Raw genomic sequence first — 14,931 nt, 5'->3', positions numbered from 1 at the left:
AAGTCAGGTCGGGTGTCAGGCCGCCTCGTTTATTTTTGATCCAGGCGCCCCGTTAAACCACGATGGCCGAACGCAGCGAAACCGCCAGCAGCCGTTACCGCAGCAATGGATATACACCCAATCCAATCCAAATATGCGCCTGCAGCCCCCAACCTAAAGTGAACAGCATTACGACCGAAGTCTGACCTTTCTCTTACGACTCCACCCAGGGGGCGGCCTACGCTGTCGTCGAACTTTCTTGCCCCTGGTCTGCGATGAGCCTGAACCCTGAATCCAAATACCCGAGCCGCCGCTCGTACGTAGTGAAGCTGCGTAGCGATGCCGCGCCCGGGGCCCTCGTGGGCCGCCTCGAAAATCTGGTCACCGGGCGCCAGCACGAATTTTCGTCTGCCGACGAGCTGCTGGAGTCGATTGCCTCAGACCTCGCGTTGGCGGTTGGCGTGCACGCGGCCGATTCCGACGGCGAGTGACGTCTTCAACACGAATGAGCGCTCGAAATGGCGACCGGACGGCGACGGTTCGCTGACGACTTCGCGCATAGCGCCCCTACGCTGACGCAACCTCGAATCTACACGAGTCCATACTAATGCCGCGACTTTCCACCTCCCATCTGCTGTCCTGCCATACCGGTCGGACGATCTTGCAGCGGACCGAGCGTATGACCGGGTTCGCCATTGCGGCGGCCCTTGCCACTTCGATCTCCCTCGCCCTATCCGGTTGTTCCACGCCGGTCGTCAAGCCGTCAATCGACCTGCCGAGCAACTACGCCGCGAGCACGGCCTCCGAGATGGAACCCGAGGCGGCGTGGTGGGAGGTCTACCACGACCCGGTGCTGACGGATCTGGTGCGCCGAGCAGCGCGCGAGAATCGCGACGTCAAGATTGCCGCCGAGCGCGTGCGTGCCGCGCGTGCCGGAGAAACGGTCAGCCAGTCCTGGTTGCTCCCGAGCGTCGGAGCATCCGTCTCCGGCAGTGACCGCAGCACCGGCTACAACTCGGCCACGAAACAGGGTTATCCGGATACCAAGACCATCAGTGCGGGCCTGGACGTCTCGTGGGAGCTCGACCTGAGCGGCCGCTTGCGCGCCGGCGCAGCGGCGGCCGACGCCGATGCGCTGGCCGCGGAGCACAGCATGCGCGGCGTACGCCTGCTGGTGATGAGTGACGTCGTCAGCAACTACTTCACGCTGGTCGGCGCACAGCGCCAGGTCGCGACACTTCGCGCAATCTCGGCGATGCAGGATGAGACGCTACGTCTGGTCACCGCGCGTCAACAGGTAGGGCTGGCATCCGCCTTCGACGTCGAACGCGCGCAGACCGACGCCTTGTCGGCGCGGGCGCAGATTCCGCCGCTGGAAACGCAGGTGGCTGTGGCGCGCCATCGTATCGCCGTGCTGGTCGCCGACCAGTCCTTCAATACCGCCAACATCCAGCCCGCGAGTGGCGATGTGGCGGCGGTGCCCGAAGCCAAGCCCGGTCAGCCCGCCGAGCTGCTGCAACGCCGACCTGACGTGCTGGCGCTGATGGCGCAGCTCGACGCAGCCAATGCGCGCCGTCAGCAGGCTGCGGCCGAGTGGTTTCCGCGACTCTTCCTCGGTGCCTCCTTCGGCCGCCAGGGCCTGGAACTGAATGGCGCCGATCTCGGCGCTGCGCGCTTCACCAACGTGGCGGGCCTGCTGGCGATGCCAATCTTCAACGCCGGGCGCACGCAAGCGATCAACGAGGCTGCCGAAAGTGCTCAACAAGAGGCCGTGCTACGCGCCGAAGACGGCATCGTACGGGCGCTCGAGGATGTGGAGAACGCCCTCGTCACGCTGGCGCAGGAGCGGCGCCGCGCCGGGTCACTGCAATTGGCCGCCGCGTCCGCCGAGGCTGCGCAGAACCGCGCCCAGTCGCTCTATACCCGCGGTCAGATCGACCTGTTGCCCCTGCTGGATTCGCAGCGCGCGCGCCTGGCGGCACGCTTGAACTCCAACGAAAGCAACACCCGTCTGCAGCTCGATAGCGTGCAGCTCTATAAGGCACTGGGCGGGGGCTGGCAGGTGTTCGAACAACCCGCCACTCCGACCGCAGCCACCAAAGCCGACTTGCCACCACTTTCCTAAGAAACTGCCGTTTTACTAAAGGAACCGCCTTGAAAACCTCCCTTACTGCGGCCGGCGCCCTGGCCGTCGCCGTCATGCTTTGCGCATGTAGCCCGGACAAGCCGACCGTGCAAGCGCCACGACCGGTACGCACCGTTGAAATCAGCTACGACAATGCCCGCAACAACAGTCGCTACGTGGGCACCGTACAGTCGCGGCATGAAGTCGACCAGGCCTTCCGCGTAGGCGGCAAGGTAGCCCAGCGCAAGGTCGATGTCGGCCAGTTTGTGCGCGAAGGCGACATACTCGCTGTACTGGATGACAGCGACTACCGCCTCGCCGAGGAAGCGTCGCGACAGCAGTGGACGGTTTCCGTCGAGCAGACGCGCCAAGCCGACTCGGACCGCCAGCGCCTGACTGCGCTGAAGGCCGACGGCTCGGTCAGTGCGGCCGATACCGAGCGCGCGCAGACCAATGCCCAAACCGCGCATGCGACCGCCGAGGCCGAGGCGCGCAAGCTCGAGCTTGCGCGCAACCGGCTCAAGTACACCGTATTGCGCGCCTCGCGTAGCGGTGTCGTCACGGCTTTGCGCTTTGAGGCCGGCCAGGTCGTGGCGGAGGGTCAATCGGTTGTCTCGATTGCGAATCCGGATGAATCCGAGATCGTCATCGACGTGCCGGAGGATCAACTGGCCGTCTTCAAGGGCGCGCGTTTCAAGGCCTCGCTGGCCAGTGCGCCGAGCGAGGTCTTCGATGTCACGCTGCGCGAGCTATCGCCGCAGGCTGCAGCGCAGACGCGCACTTATCGCGCGCGGCTCAAGCCGGTGAAGGCGCTGCCGCTGGGCGCCACCGCCACGGTGATGGCCGAGCGTGAAATGACAAATGTCTCTGTGGCGGCAGTGCCCGCCACGGCACTGACGCAAAGCGGCGGTCAGCCGGCACTGTGGGTGGTCACGCCCACGGGCAAGGATCCGGTAGGCACCGTCGAACTGGAGCGAGTGGCCGTTTGGGGCTACCGCAACGACGAGGTGCTCGTCTCCGGGCCAAAGGCTGGCGTATTGGTCGTCACCGCCGGCGTCCAGAAGATGACGTCCGGACTGACAGTCGCGCTCCCCGATGCGGCAATGGCTGACGCGAATACCACACAGCAGGCCGCCCGATGAACAACTTCAACCTCACCGACTGGGCGCTGCGCCATCGCGCCATCGTTCTGTTCATGCTGCTCATTGTCGCGGTGGCCGGGGCCTTCAGCTTCACCCGGCTCGGCCAGCTCGAGGATCCGAACTTTTCCGTGCCTTCCATGACCGCCATGGTCATCTGGCCGGGCGCCACTGCCCAGCAGTTGCAGGACCAGGTCCTCAACCGCATGGAGAAGAAATTCGAGCAGATCGACAACTTCGAGAAGGTGGTCACCTACGCGCGGCAAGGCTACGCAGGGATGACGCTCACCGTGCGCGGCGGCACTTCCAAGGCTGACCAGCGCGAAGCCTGGTATCAGGCGCGCAAGAAACTCAACGACCTGAGCCTCGAGATGCCTGACGGTGTGATCGGCCCGGTCCTGAACGACGAGTACGGCGACGTGTATGGCCTGATGTACGCCATCAAGGGCGATGGCGTCGGCCACGCCGAGCTGACGGACGCGGCCGAGAACATCAAGCGCCAGATGCTGAAGGTGCCGATGGTCAAAAAGATCGATCTCATCGGCAAACAGGCCAAGCGTATCTATGTCGAGTTCTCGCACGAGCGCCTCGCAGCGCTGGGCATTACACCGCTGGCAATCGCCGAAAGCCTCAAAAGCCAGAACGCGATGTTGCCCGCAGGCCAGATCGACACCCATGGCGACCGCGTCATGGTACGCGTGAGCGGCCAGTTCAAAAGTGAAGAGGCTATCCGCAACGTGCCCATCACCGCGGGCGGCCGGCTGATCAAGCTTGGCGACATAGCGACCGTTACACGTGGTTTCGAAGATCCGCCAACCTACACGGTACGCCACAACGGCCAGCCGGTGCTGATGCTCGGCATTACGATGACCAGCGACGGCAACATCGTGGACCTTGGCAAGGAAATGGACACGGCCGTGGCCAAAATCCAGTCGGAGCTCCCACATGGCGTGGAACTGGAACTCGTGGCCGACCAGCCATCCACGGTGAGGGATGCAATCCACGACTTCGGGCACGCACTGGCCGAGGCGTTGATCATCGTGATCGCGGTGAGCCTGGCCAGCCTGGGCTGGCGCGCAGGCCTCGTGGTCGCGGCCACGGTGCCGCTGGTGCTCGGCGGCGTGGCGCTGGTGATGCTGGCGATGGGCTGGAACCTCGAACGCATCTCCCTCGGCTCACTGATTATCGCGTTGGGACTGCTGGTGGATGACGCCATCATCGCCATTGAGATGATGGTGGCGAAAATGGAAACCGGCATGGACCGCGTGAAGGCGGCCGCCTTCTCCTATCAGTCCACCGCCATGCCGCGCCTGACCGGCGCACTCATCACCGTCGTGGGCTTCCTGCCGATCGGCCTCTCGAAGTCCACCACCGGCGAGTACGCGGGTGGCATTTTCTGGATCGTCGGTGCCGCGGTGCTGTTCTCGTGGATCTGTTCCGGCATCTTTACGCCGTACCTGGCGGTCAAGATGCTGCCCAACGACTTGGGCAATCACCAGCACGCTGATCCGCACGACACCAAGTTCTACCGCAGCCTGCGCCGCCTGATCGACGCCGCCATTGAGCGCCGCTGGGTGGTCATCGGTGCGACGGTTGGCGCCCTGGTGCTTGCTCTGGCGTGTATCAAGCTAGTGCCGCAACAATTCTTCCCAACAGTTCGCGTCCTGAACTGGTCATTGACCTGCGCGTCAAGGAAGGCTCTTCGTTCGCCGCGACGACCGAGCAGGTCAAGCACATGGAGGAGCTCCTGGCGAAGGACGAGGACGTGCGTTTCTATACCGCCTACACGGGCGCCGGCGCACCGCGCTTCTATCTCTCGCTCAACCCAGAGTTGCCGAATCCGGGATTTGCCCAGTTCGTTGTGATGACCAAGGACCTGGATGCACGCGAGCGGGTACGTGCACGGCTGGTGGCCTCGGCCGACCAACAATTCCCGCAGGCGTGGGTGCGCGTGACCCGGCTCGAGTTGGGGCCACCTGTCGGCTACCCGGTGCAGTTCCGCGTCGTAGGGCCTGATACCCAGAAGGTGCGCCAGATCGCTCGCGAGGTGGAGAACGTGGTTGCGTCCAATCCGAAGGTGCGCGACCTCCAGCTCGACTGGAACGACCCGGTGCGTACGCTGAAAGTGGAGCTTGATCAGGACAAGGCGAGCGCGCTTGGCCTCACGCCGTCTGACGTGTCGTTGGCGACCCAGACCGTGATGAACGGCGCAACCTTGTCGCAGCTGCGTGAGCACGAGGACCTGATCGACATCGTGGCCCGTGCCGTGCCAGAGGAACGCTCAAACCTCGACACCCTGAAAGACATCAACCTCTACACTCGCCAGGGAACAGTTGTACCGCTGTCGCAAGTCGCACAAGTGCGCACTGAGCTGGAAGAGCCAGTGCTTTGGCGCCGCAACCGCGATATGGCAATTACGGTTCGTGCCGACGTGAAGGATGGCGAGCAAGGTGTATCGGTGACTCAGGAAATCCAGCCGTTGCTTAAGGACATCGAAGCCAAGCTGCCGACCGGTTACCGCATCGACGTGGGCGGAGCGGTTGAGGAAAGTGACAAGGCCAACAAGGCGCTACTCGCGGTGGCCCCGTTAATGTTAATCACCATTCTGCTGTTGCTCATGCTGCAATTGCAGAACTTCTCCCGCATGTGGATGGTGATGCTCACCGCACCGCTGGGCCTGATCGGCGTGGTGCCGGCGCTACTGGTATTCCAGTCGCCGCTGGGCTTCGTCGCGATCCTGGGCGTCATCGCACTGGGTGGCATGATCATGCGCAACGCAGTAATCCTGCTCGATCAAGTACAGATCGAGATCGCCCAAGGGCGCGACACGTGGAATGCTGTGCTGGATGCCGCCATTCACCGAGCGCGTCCGGTAATGCTGACGGCACTGGCCACCGTGCTCGCAATGGTCCCGCTCACACGTAGTGTCTTTTGGGGGCCGATGGCGATCGCGATTATGGGCGGCCTCACTGTGGCGACGCTGCTGACGATTTTCTTCGTCCCGGCGTTGTACGCCGCATGGTTCAAGGTGGGTCGCCAGACGGCAGCTGATACCCAACAGGTGCTTACTGGATTAGGGACGAGTCATCACTAATGCCCGCAGGTGACTCAGGCAAATCGAGAGTCACCTGGTCTGATTCGATGGATAAAGCCCGGCAAGCCGCGCTATCACAACGCCAACGTAAAAGACGCCTGAAAATTCTTCGACCATCACAAGTGAGCGGGCGTGGTTAGTCAAGGGGATAACATCACCGTAACCGTGGTTGTGAGCGTCGTAAGGCTAAAATAGATCAGTTTGAAGAAAGTGCCGGGCTGTGCGAAGTCGAGGTGGCTAGGGCCGAATGAGCCAGCGCTGGCTATCTCGACCAAGGCATAGACGAAGGACCAAACGAAGGCCAGCATGATGTAACCCGCAAGCGCGCCATGCAGCTTGTCGGCTGTAATTGGCCCGCGCTTGAGAATATAGCGAAGCACTGCGCTAAACGAGACTGCAAGAGACGCTGCATAAGCTATCGCGGCAAGTTCAAGAATCGCGATACTTTCAGCCCACAACGCTGCCCATTGAAAGCCAACCCCAAGTAACGCCAGGCCCAGCTTGAGGATGAACCCCCACCGAGTCTGCCTCGTGGCGAAAGCGCCCACGAGCAGCACGATCGAAAACAGAATGCCGAGCAACGTGCGAGCAAATATACCTTCCTCAAGAAAGGGAAACAGAAGGATCAATGCTAGTAAGAGCAGTAATAGATAGGTGCAGGGCCCTAGCCCTATAACCATCTGAGCTAAATCCTCGTCGGATTCGGGATTATCTTGCGGATTTGTCATACCGGTTTCCCAGAGGCCGAAATAACGCTCGAGACTTGACGTTGCACGATTGAAATCCGACCTGGCGTTAGAATAGTTGGGTGAAATTCTAGTCGCGAATGCATGTGAGAGGACTCAGCCTGACAGACATTTATGGGTCGCCATGGTCGAACGGCTAGCCTGACAGTGCCCCGTCAGGAGAAGTGCAAACTGGCGCTCCCGCTGAAAAGCCCAAGGATGAAATCGCGCCGTTTCAGCAATGGTGAGGGACAGGAACAGGCGAACATCCGGGTGTCCGCCTGCTCGAGCACGACAGGATCAGTCGCCGTAGACGTTGAAGCTGAAGTATTTGCTGGCGATTTTGTCGTATTCACCTGACTGCCGGATCGCGACGATCGACGCGTTGATTTTCTGCACCAGGTCGTCCTCCCCTTTACGCACGCCGATCGCGACACCGTCTCCGATGATGCTCTTGTCCGTGATCGGAGGCCCGGCAAACGCGTAACCAGCGCCTCGAGGCGTCTGCAGTAAACCGATATCGCCTTGAACCGCCGCCTGGAAAGACGCTTGCAGGCGACCTGTGATCAGGTCTTGAAAGATCTGATCCTGAGTCTGGTAGGACTGGATACGAGCGCCTTTCGGGGCCCACTCGCTTTTTGCGTAAGCCTCTTGCAATGAGCCCTGGATGACCCCGACAGATTTGCCTTTCCACGAGTCGTCACCTGGCAAAATCCCGGAATCGGTTTTTGCAATCAACGCAGACGGGGCCACGTAAATCTTGTTGGTGAAATCCACCTGCTGACGGCGTACGGGCGTCGCACTGAACGCCGAGAGAATGGCATCGAACTTCTTGGCCTTCAAAGCAGGGATCATCGAGTCGAAGTTCTGCTCGACCCACACGCACTTGACCTGCAGATTTGAGCAGATGGCCTCCCCGAGATCGATGTCGAATCCGCTCAGGGATCCATCAGGCATCTTCTTCTCGAAAGGCGGATAGCTGGGGTCCACACCGAACTTCAGTGTGGGCTCGGCCTCGGCACCGAGTACAACGAAGAGTGATGCCAATGTGAGTGCTGATGCAACTTTCTTGTTCATGTCAAAGCCTCGCTCAACAGGGGTCAATGTTTCACGCATCTTTCTTCAGGAAGGACTCGGCCAGCCGGACCCAAAACTCCGCACCGCGCATGAGTATTTCGTCGTTAAAGTCGTATCGGGGATCGTGGATCATGCAGCCCCCTTCTCCGTCTCCGTTCCCCAGGATCAGGTAACAGCCCGGACGCTCTTGAAGGAAATAGGCGAAATCTTCGCTGCCGTTAAAGGGGGTGATGTTCTCGAGGACTTCGCAATCGCCAAGCCAATCCCGAGCCACGCTCGCGGCGAACGCCGTGGCGGCAGGATCGTTCACCAGCAAGGGATAATCAGCGCTGTATTTGATCTCTGCCGTGGCGCCGTAACTGGCCGCTTGCGACTCGATCACGCGAGTGATATCGATCTCGAGCTGATCGCGAACCTGCTGATTCAGCGCGCGCACCGAGATGAGCATGTGCGCGCTGTCGGGGATCACATTGGACGCCCGACCGGCGTGGATCGCGCCCACGGTGATGACACTCATCTCCAGAGGAGAGACGGTTCTGGAGACCAACGTCTGCAAGGCCATGATGATGCTCGCACACACCACAATCGGGTCGACGGTTAGATGAGGCATTGCACCATGCCCGCCCTTCCCCGGATGGTCACATCGACCTGATCGGCTGACGCCATGAAGGCCCCCGGGCGGAAACCGAAGGTCCCAGTCTTGTAGCCCGGCATGTTGTGCAGGGCGAACAGCGCATCACAGGGAAACTGCTCGAGTACGCCTTCCCTGATCATCTGGCGCGCCCCGGCCAGGCCTTCTTCCGCGGGTTGAAAAATCAAGGTGAGCGTGCCATCGAAGAGACTTCGCTTTGCCAGGGCATAGGCCGCCCCTAGCAGCATCGCCGTATGGCCATCATGGCCACAGGCATGCATCTTTCCGTCGACCTGGCTGCGATAGGGAAGGTGCGTGTCTTCTTGGATCGGCAAAGCATCCATGTCGGCACGCAGCCCGATCTTGCGAGTTCCACTTCCTCGGGTCAGCACCGCGACGACACCGGTCTTGGCGATCCCACGGCTCACTTCGTAACCCCATGAGGTCAGCCGTTCGGCCACCAGATCGCTGGTCATATACTCCTCGTAGCCCAGCTCTGGGCGGGAGTGAATCAGATGGCGTATCTGCTGGATTTCATCTTGCACTTCAAGCAGTTCAGGCATGGCTAAAGACATTGGCGTGCTCCTACTGGGCAGACGCTAGGAAAATAAAGGGCTGAACAGGTCGCGAGGGCGCCAGGTTCAGCGCACTCGCATACGCCACGGCTACTTCAATCGCCCCGACAGGAACTGGCCCAAGCGCTCACTCCGGGGGTTGGTCAATACTTCGGCAGGGTTGCCCTCTTCTTCCACCAGGCCCTGGTGCAAAAACATGACGTGATTGGAGACATGTCGAGCGAACCCCATTTCGTGGGTGACCACGACCATGGTTCGCCCTTCTTCGGCCAGCGCCTGCATGACCTTGAGGACCTCACCGACCAGTTCGGGATCAAGCGCGGAGGTGGGCTCGTCGAAGAGCATCACCTCAGGTTCCATGGCGAGGGCTCGGGCGATCGCGACCCGTTGCTGTTGTCCACCAGACATGTGGACGGGTATTTCTTTTCAACGCTCGCGGCCAGGCCCACTTTTTCCAGGTACTTGCGAGCCCGTTCCTCGGCGTCTTTTCGGCTCAGCCCCAGCGCTTGGATGGGCGCCTCGATGACGTTTTCCAGCACCGTCATGTGCTGCCAGAGGTTGAAGTGTTGAAACACCATCGCCAGCTTGGTTCTCACCTTCTGAAGCTGCCTGGGGTCCGCCACGATCATCGAACCTGACATGTCCAGCCGGGTCCTGATTTCCTCGCCGCTCACGGTGATTTTCCCGGCACAGGGCTGCTCAAGAAAATTGATGCAACGCAGGAAGGTGCTTTTACCTGAACCGCTGGAACCGATGATGCTGATCACATCGCCGGCTTTCGCATTTAGAGAGACGCCTTTTAACACCTCGTGAGGGCCGTATTTCTTGTGGAGGTTTTCTACGTTCAGCTTGTACATCGTGCTCTCCATCAATGTGTTTGAGGCTTCAAAAACGCGAGCCAACGGGACTCGCCCTTGCGGAACATCCAGACCAGCCCAAACACCATCACTGCATAGAGCACGGCAGCGACGCCAAATGCTTCGAATGTTGCATAGGTTTCGGCGTTGACGTCTCGAGCCACTTTCAAGAGGTCGGGCACGGTGGCGGTGAACGCCAGGGTCGTGGAGTGCAGCATGAGGATGACTTCATTGCTGTAGGCCGGCAGCGCTCGCCTCAATGCCGAGGGCAGAATTACTCGTTTGTAGACCTTGAACGACGACAGGCCGTAAGCCCGGGCGGCTTCGATTTCCCCATAGGGCGTGGCCCGAATGGCCCCTGCGAAGATCTCGGTCGTGTAGGCACAGGTGTTCAACGCAAACGCCAGTAACGTGCAGTTGAAGCCCTCTCGAAAGAAAGCATCCAACAAAGGCTGATCACGCACATAGCTCAGACTGTAGACGCCCGTGTAGAGAACGAGCATCTGGATATACAGCGGCGTGCCTCTGAAGACATAGGTGTAAACCACACCGGCCCGCGAATGAACGGGTTCTTCGCCACCCCGCTACCGACATGGGAATCGAGAGCAGGAAACCGATGGCGATCGAAGCGACCAACAGCCACAACGTCATGGCGACGCCGGATAGCTGGTAGCCATCCGTCCACAGGTACGCTTTCCAGTATTGGGCAATGAACTCATGCATGTTCATAGATCCGCCTTCCTCACGCCCGCCGAATAATGAATCTGCAGCCAGACGAGAACACCGTTGGACACGGTGGTGATCGCCAGATAAATGAGACCGCCGACCAGGCTGAAGTAGAACAGCTGCATCGAGCTTTTACCGGCATCCTGGGTCACCTTGACGATGTCCGTGAGACCGATGATGGAGACCAAAGCGGTCGCCTTGACGACCACTTGCCAGTTGTTGCCAATGCCCGGCATGGCGTAACGCATCATTTGCGGGAACATGATTCTGCGGAACGCTTTCGTCGGCGTGAGGCCGTAAGCGATCGCGGCTTCGTGTTGTCCTGCGTGAACGGATTGATACGCCCCGCGAAACGTTTCGGTGAAGTAAGCGCCGTAAATGAAACCGAGGGTGATGACCCCTGCCAGAAACGGATTGATGTCAATCTGATTGAAACCGAGTGCCTCGGTGATGTTGTTCAACCCCATTTGCAGGCTGTAGAACAACAGCAACATGATCACCAGATCGGGCACGCTGCGAATCAGCGTGGTATAGGCCGTCGCCAGATTTCGTAGCATTCGACTCTTGGAAAGTTTGGCGGATGCGCCTATCAAACCCAGCACGACCGAGAACAGCATGGACAGTAATGCCAGCTTGATCGTGGATATTGTCCCGTCGAGGATGATCGACCCGAACCCTTCTAGAAACATGGCTCTCGTTCCTATATGAAATGATCGTGCGCGATGGGCGCCCAGGAAAAACTTGGGGGCCCACCGTTGAATTCAGAAAAAAACCGTGAACTCAGTTGTAGATGTCGAACGAGAAATACTTGTCGGCCAGCAGTTTGTACGTGCCGTTTTCATGCAACGCCTTGAGCGCCCCGTTGATGGCAATCTGGAGCTCGGCGTCGCTCTTGCGCAGCCCGATCGCAATGCCTTCGCCCAGGATCTTTTCGTCTTTCACCTCTGTCTTGGAAAAGGTGTAGCCCGCGCCTCTGGCCGTCTGGATAAACCCGATATCCGCCACGGGTGCGTCCGTCAGCGTGGCATCCAGGCGGCCAGACATCAGGTCTTGATACACCAGGTCCTGCGTCTGATAGGACTTGATGACGACACCACCCGGGGCCCAGGCCGATTTCATGTAGGCCTCCTGCGTAGTGCCTTGCGTCACCCCACGTGCTTGCCCTTCAGCGACTCGACCGTCGCATCGAGGTCGCTGCCCTTTTTGACGATGAGCTTGGTCGGGGAGTTATAAAGGCGATCGGAAAAATCGATCTGCGCTTTACGTTTTTCGTTGATCGACAGTGCGGACATGATCCCGTCGAACTTCTTCGCCCGCAGCGCCGGAATGATGCTGTCGAAGGACGTTTCGACCCACACACATTTGGCCTTGAGCTGGGCGCAGATCGCGTTGCCGAGATCGATATCGAAACCCACGAGGCTGCCGTCAGGCGCCTTGGACTCGAAAGGCGCGAAGGTCGGGTCCACACCAAACTTTATTTCCGTCAGGTCCCTGGCCATGACACCGGACGAAACGACAGCGAATACCGTAGCTAACACAATCTTCTTCATATTTTTATCCTGCTTAGCTAATCAATGGTTTTGCACGGGATTTACGTTCTTCGATCACACACAGACGGTGTCTGCCATTCGCCTCCTCATCCGCCAAATAGCCGGTCATCCTCACACTCGCGCCTCGGATCAGGGCTTGGACCAGAGCAACGGGAACCGCGCGTGTTCCATCCTGGCCCCGGCCGCGAGTTCCGCTTCGAGTCCCGGGAAGTCGGGGATGTTTTCCACTGCCGTGGTGCATGGGTAACGTCATCACCAAGGAAACGCACCGAGAACGCACGCCGACGTCTGTTGCCCCCACCCCACCAGAAGCATGCAATGTGAGCATGTGGAAAAACACGACATCGCCCGGGTTGAGCTCCCAACCCAGAATGTTCCATGCACTGCGATCCGCTTCGATGTCAGGCAGGTCGCTCAACGTGCCCTCGGGAAACCACTGGGCCTGGCTGTCCATGAAGCTACGGGGCATCAGCCAGGGCCCCAGATGCGATCCGGCGACAAACTCCAGCGTCGACTCGCGGGCGACCGGGTCAATCGGCATCCACATGCTGCAGTTCTGACGGCCATCGACGTTGTAGTACGGCTGGTCCTGGTGCCAAGGGGTGCGCTGACGCGTGTTCGCCTCCTTGACCAGCAGGTGGTCGTGATAAAGCCTGGCGGTGTCACTTCCCATCAGTTGCGCGGCAACATGACCGACCCGGCTTTCGAAGATGAAAGCCTTGTAGGCATCGATGTCTTCCCAATTGCAGAAGTCTTCGAAGAACCAGCCGGGATCGTCCGGGCGGCTGGCGACCTTGGCGCGAGGGCTTGGATGTCTGAGATTTTGCTCGATACCTGTTTCCAGCAACGCCACCTCTTCTGAAGAGAACAGTTGGCGAACGCACACTGCACCATCACGTTGAAACGCCTCCTGCGTTCCGGCGGGAAGTTTAAATGCTGAGACTTGTTCCATCTGGCACCTCTAAGCAAATACGTTACTTATTAAATGAAAGTTCAATGATCATTCGCCAACACGCTACCGCCCAACACGCACTGTCGACCGGCCGTTAAAAACATCACCCACTGATGATGTTTAACTCACGAGTTTCTTGTAGTGATAACGAAGATGGTCTTCTATAAAAGAAGCGATGAAGTAATGACTATGGTCATAACCCTGACGCACCCTGATCTCGAGTTCGCAACGACTGTTGCTCATCGCCCCAGTAACGTACACGGTTTAAGTTCTTCATTGAGGTATTCGTCGGCGCCGCCAAACTCAACGAGGATCGATAAATTCGACTGGCAACTCGCCAATAACTCAGAAGCATCCCAAGACAGCCAGGATTGTCGATCGGCACCCAGGTAGCTCGAAAAAGCCTGGATCCCCCAGGGAGACCTGGCGGGATTACAGATCGGTTCAAACGCCGATATCGAGAGATACTTCTGCGGGTTTCTCAATGCACAGACCAATGCTCCGTGACCGCCCATCGAGTGACCGGAAATGCCACACCGACCCGACGTCGGGAAATGGCGGTCGATCAGCTCGGGAAGCTCATTCACAACGTAGTCGTACATGTTGTATTGATCGGACCAGGGTTTCTCGGTTGCGTTGACGTAGAAACCGGCGCTTTGCCCGTACGCCCACTCTTCGGGAGCCGAGTCAGGAATTTCGCTGCCGCGAGGGCTGGTATCAGGCGCGACAATGATCAGGCCCAAGTCCGCTGCGACGCGAAGCGCACCCGCTTTTTGAACGAAGGTATCTTCATTGCCCGTCAGCCCTGCCAGCCAATAAAGAACAGGGAGCCGAGGGCCAACGTCAGCCTGCGCAGGGAGAAATACCGAAAACGTCATCTCGCACGCCACAGCGCTGGACGCATGCCTGTACTTGTTTAAATGACCGCCAAAGGTTTTGTTGCTGGAAATAAGTTCCATGGTCATCTCTCGCGCTCGTGACCGCGCGACTGTCGACAGGACTCAATAACCTGCCGACATCGCACTCATGCAGGCCGAGCGAACGGTCACTCGACCCTACTGCACTTCGAGGGTTCAGACGGGCCTGAAGCAGTAAGCGGCCAGCTTGTTGCCGTCCAGATCACGGGCGTAAGCGGCGTAGGCATGTGGCGCCCAATCGCGAGGACCTGGCGCACCTTCACAGACACCGCCAGCGGCCAGGGCGGCCCTGTGGAATGCGTCGATCGAAGCGCGATTCGGTGCTTCGAAACTGACGGTCACACCGTTCCCTACACTGGCAGGCGCACCATTGGCAGGTTTGAGGACGAAAAAGGAAGGTGCAGCTTCACCCCAGATCGAACCGTTATCATCAAGGTCGGCAATGCGTTTGAGATTCAACTTGCTCAAGACTTCATCATAGAAGTCACGGGCTTTATTCAAATCATTAGTGCCGACACTAACGTGTGTAAAAATGGCCATGTCTTTCTCTCTTGTAATTGTTATTTTCGTTGTCGATCAATTTA

The 14,931-nt window shown here is 59.3% G+C and carries 6 protein-coding genes and 8 pseudogenes; 4 read left to right on the top strand and 10 right to left on the bottom strand.

Translation table 11 applies throughout. The features are described from left to right. Positions 1 to 254 precede the first annotated feature (254 nt). The 4 genes and pseudogenes from CES87_RS19950 to CES87_RS34450 all read left to right on the top strand — a co-directional run bounded on the left by CES87_RS19950 (position 255) and on the right by CES87_RS34450 (position 6,337). Positions 255 to 470: a hypothetical protein gene (locus CES87_RS19950; RefSeq protein ID WP_128607457.1), complete on the top strand. Its 216-nt coding sequence runs from the start codon at positions 255 to 257 to the stop codon at positions 468 to 470. Positions 471 to 658: 188 nt separating this feature from the next. Beyond that, positions 659 to 2,104 (top strand): efflux transporter outer membrane subunit, encoded by a 1,446-nt coding sequence (locus tag CES87_RS19945; protein ID WP_256591004.1) that lies wholly within the window; start codon positions 659 to 661, stop codon positions 2,102 to 2,104. A gap of 29 nt (positions 2,105 to 2,133) precedes the next feature. Further along, on the top strand, positions 2,134 to 3,246 hold the full coding sequence (locus CES87_RS19940) for an efflux RND transporter periplasmic adaptor subunit (RefSeq protein ID WP_128607455.1): 1,113 nt from the start codon (positions 2,134 to 2,136) through the stop codon (positions 3,244 to 3,246). Continuing rightward, a pseudogene (locus CES87_RS34450) lies at positions 3,243 to 6,337 on the top strand (efflux RND transporter permease subunit). The gene CES87_RS19940 and the pseudogene CES87_RS34450 overlap by 4 nt, the downstream one beginning before the upstream one ends. A 30-nt stretch (positions 6,338 to 6,367) precedes the next feature. Here the strand turns inward: CES87_RS34450 and CES87_RS19930 are convergent. From CES87_RS19930 to CES87_RS19885, 10 genes and pseudogenes are all read right to left on the bottom strand, one after another. Continuing rightward, positions 6,368 to 7,065: pseudogene (locus CES87_RS19930) on the bottom strand (potassium channel family protein). Positions 7,066 to 7,362: 297 nt separating this feature from the next. Next, positions 7,363 to 8,139, bottom strand: coding sequence for a transporter substrate-binding domain-containing protein (locus CES87_RS19925; RefSeq protein WP_128607454.1), 777 nt, complete (start codon positions 8,137 to 8,139; stop codon positions 7,363 to 7,365). 31 nt (positions 8,140 to 8,170) lie between these two features. Then, positions 8,171 to 9,345: pseudogene (locus CES87_RS19920) on the bottom strand (M20 aminoacylase family protein). 90 nt (positions 9,346 to 9,435) lie between these two features. After that, a pseudogene (locus CES87_RS19915) lies at positions 9,436 to 10,202 on the bottom strand (ABC transporter ATP-binding protein). A gap of 11 nt (positions 10,203 to 10,213) precedes the next feature. Beyond that, positions 10,214 to 10,925 (bottom strand): annotated as a pseudogene (locus CES87_RS19910) (ABC transporter permease). A 2-nt stretch (positions 10,926 to 10,927) separates the two neighbouring features. Next, complete coding sequence (locus CES87_RS19905; RefSeq protein WP_128607453.1) at positions 10,928 to 11,617, bottom strand: ABC transporter permease; 690 nt, start codon at positions 11,615 to 11,617, stop codon at positions 10,928 to 10,930. Between the two features lie 91 nt (positions 11,618 to 11,708). Beyond that, positions 11,709 to 12,478 (bottom strand): annotated as a pseudogene (locus tag CES87_RS19900) (ABC transporter substrate-binding protein). A 129-nt stretch (positions 12,479 to 12,607) separates the two neighbouring features. Continuing rightward, positions 12,608 to 13,430, bottom strand: a pseudogene (locus CES87_RS19895) (phytanoyl-CoA dioxygenase family protein). A 120-nt stretch (positions 13,431 to 13,550) separates the two neighbouring features. Continuing rightward, a pseudogene (gene fghA / locus CES87_RS19890) lies at positions 13,551 to 14,395 on the bottom strand (S-formylglutathione hydrolase). A 108-nt stretch (positions 14,396 to 14,503) separates the two neighbouring features. Then, on the bottom strand, positions 14,504 to 14,887 hold the full coding sequence (locus CES87_RS19885) for a VOC family protein (RefSeq protein ID WP_128607452.1): 384 nt from the start codon (positions 14,885 to 14,887) through the stop codon (positions 14,504 to 14,506). Between the last annotated feature and the right edge of the window lie 44 nt (positions 14,888 to 14,931).

It is taken from the genome of Pseudomonas sp. ERMR1:02 (assembly GCF_002277815.1).
Taxonomy (GTDB): domain Bacteria; phylum Pseudomonadota; class Gammaproteobacteria; order Pseudomonadales; family Pseudomonadaceae; genus Aquipseudomonas.
This window is presented reverse-complemented; position numbering and strand designations above follow the sequence as displayed.

What these genes read in the sequence shown, in the direction of transcription:
- CES87_RS19950 (WP_128607457.1), top strand. Translation starts at nt 255, where the DNA reads ATGAGCCTGAACCCTGAATCCAAATACCCGAGCCGCCGCTCGTACGTA.
- CES87_RS19945 (WP_256591004.1), top strand. Translation starts at nt 659, where the DNA reads ATGACCGGGTTCGCCATTGCGGCGGCCCTTGCCACTTCGATCTCCCTC.
- CES87_RS19925 (WP_128607454.1), bottom strand. Translation starts at nt 8,139, where the DNA reads ATGAACAAGAAAGTTGCATCAGCACTCACATTGGCATCACTCTTCGTT.
- CES87_RS19905 (WP_128607453.1), bottom strand. Translation starts at nt 11,617, where the DNA reads ATGTTTCTAGAAGGGTTCGGGTCGATCATCCTCGACGGGACAATATCC.
- CES87_RS19885 (WP_128607452.1), bottom strand. Translation starts at nt 14,887, where the DNA reads ATGGCCATTTTTACACACGTTAGTGTCGGCACTAATGATTTGAATAAA.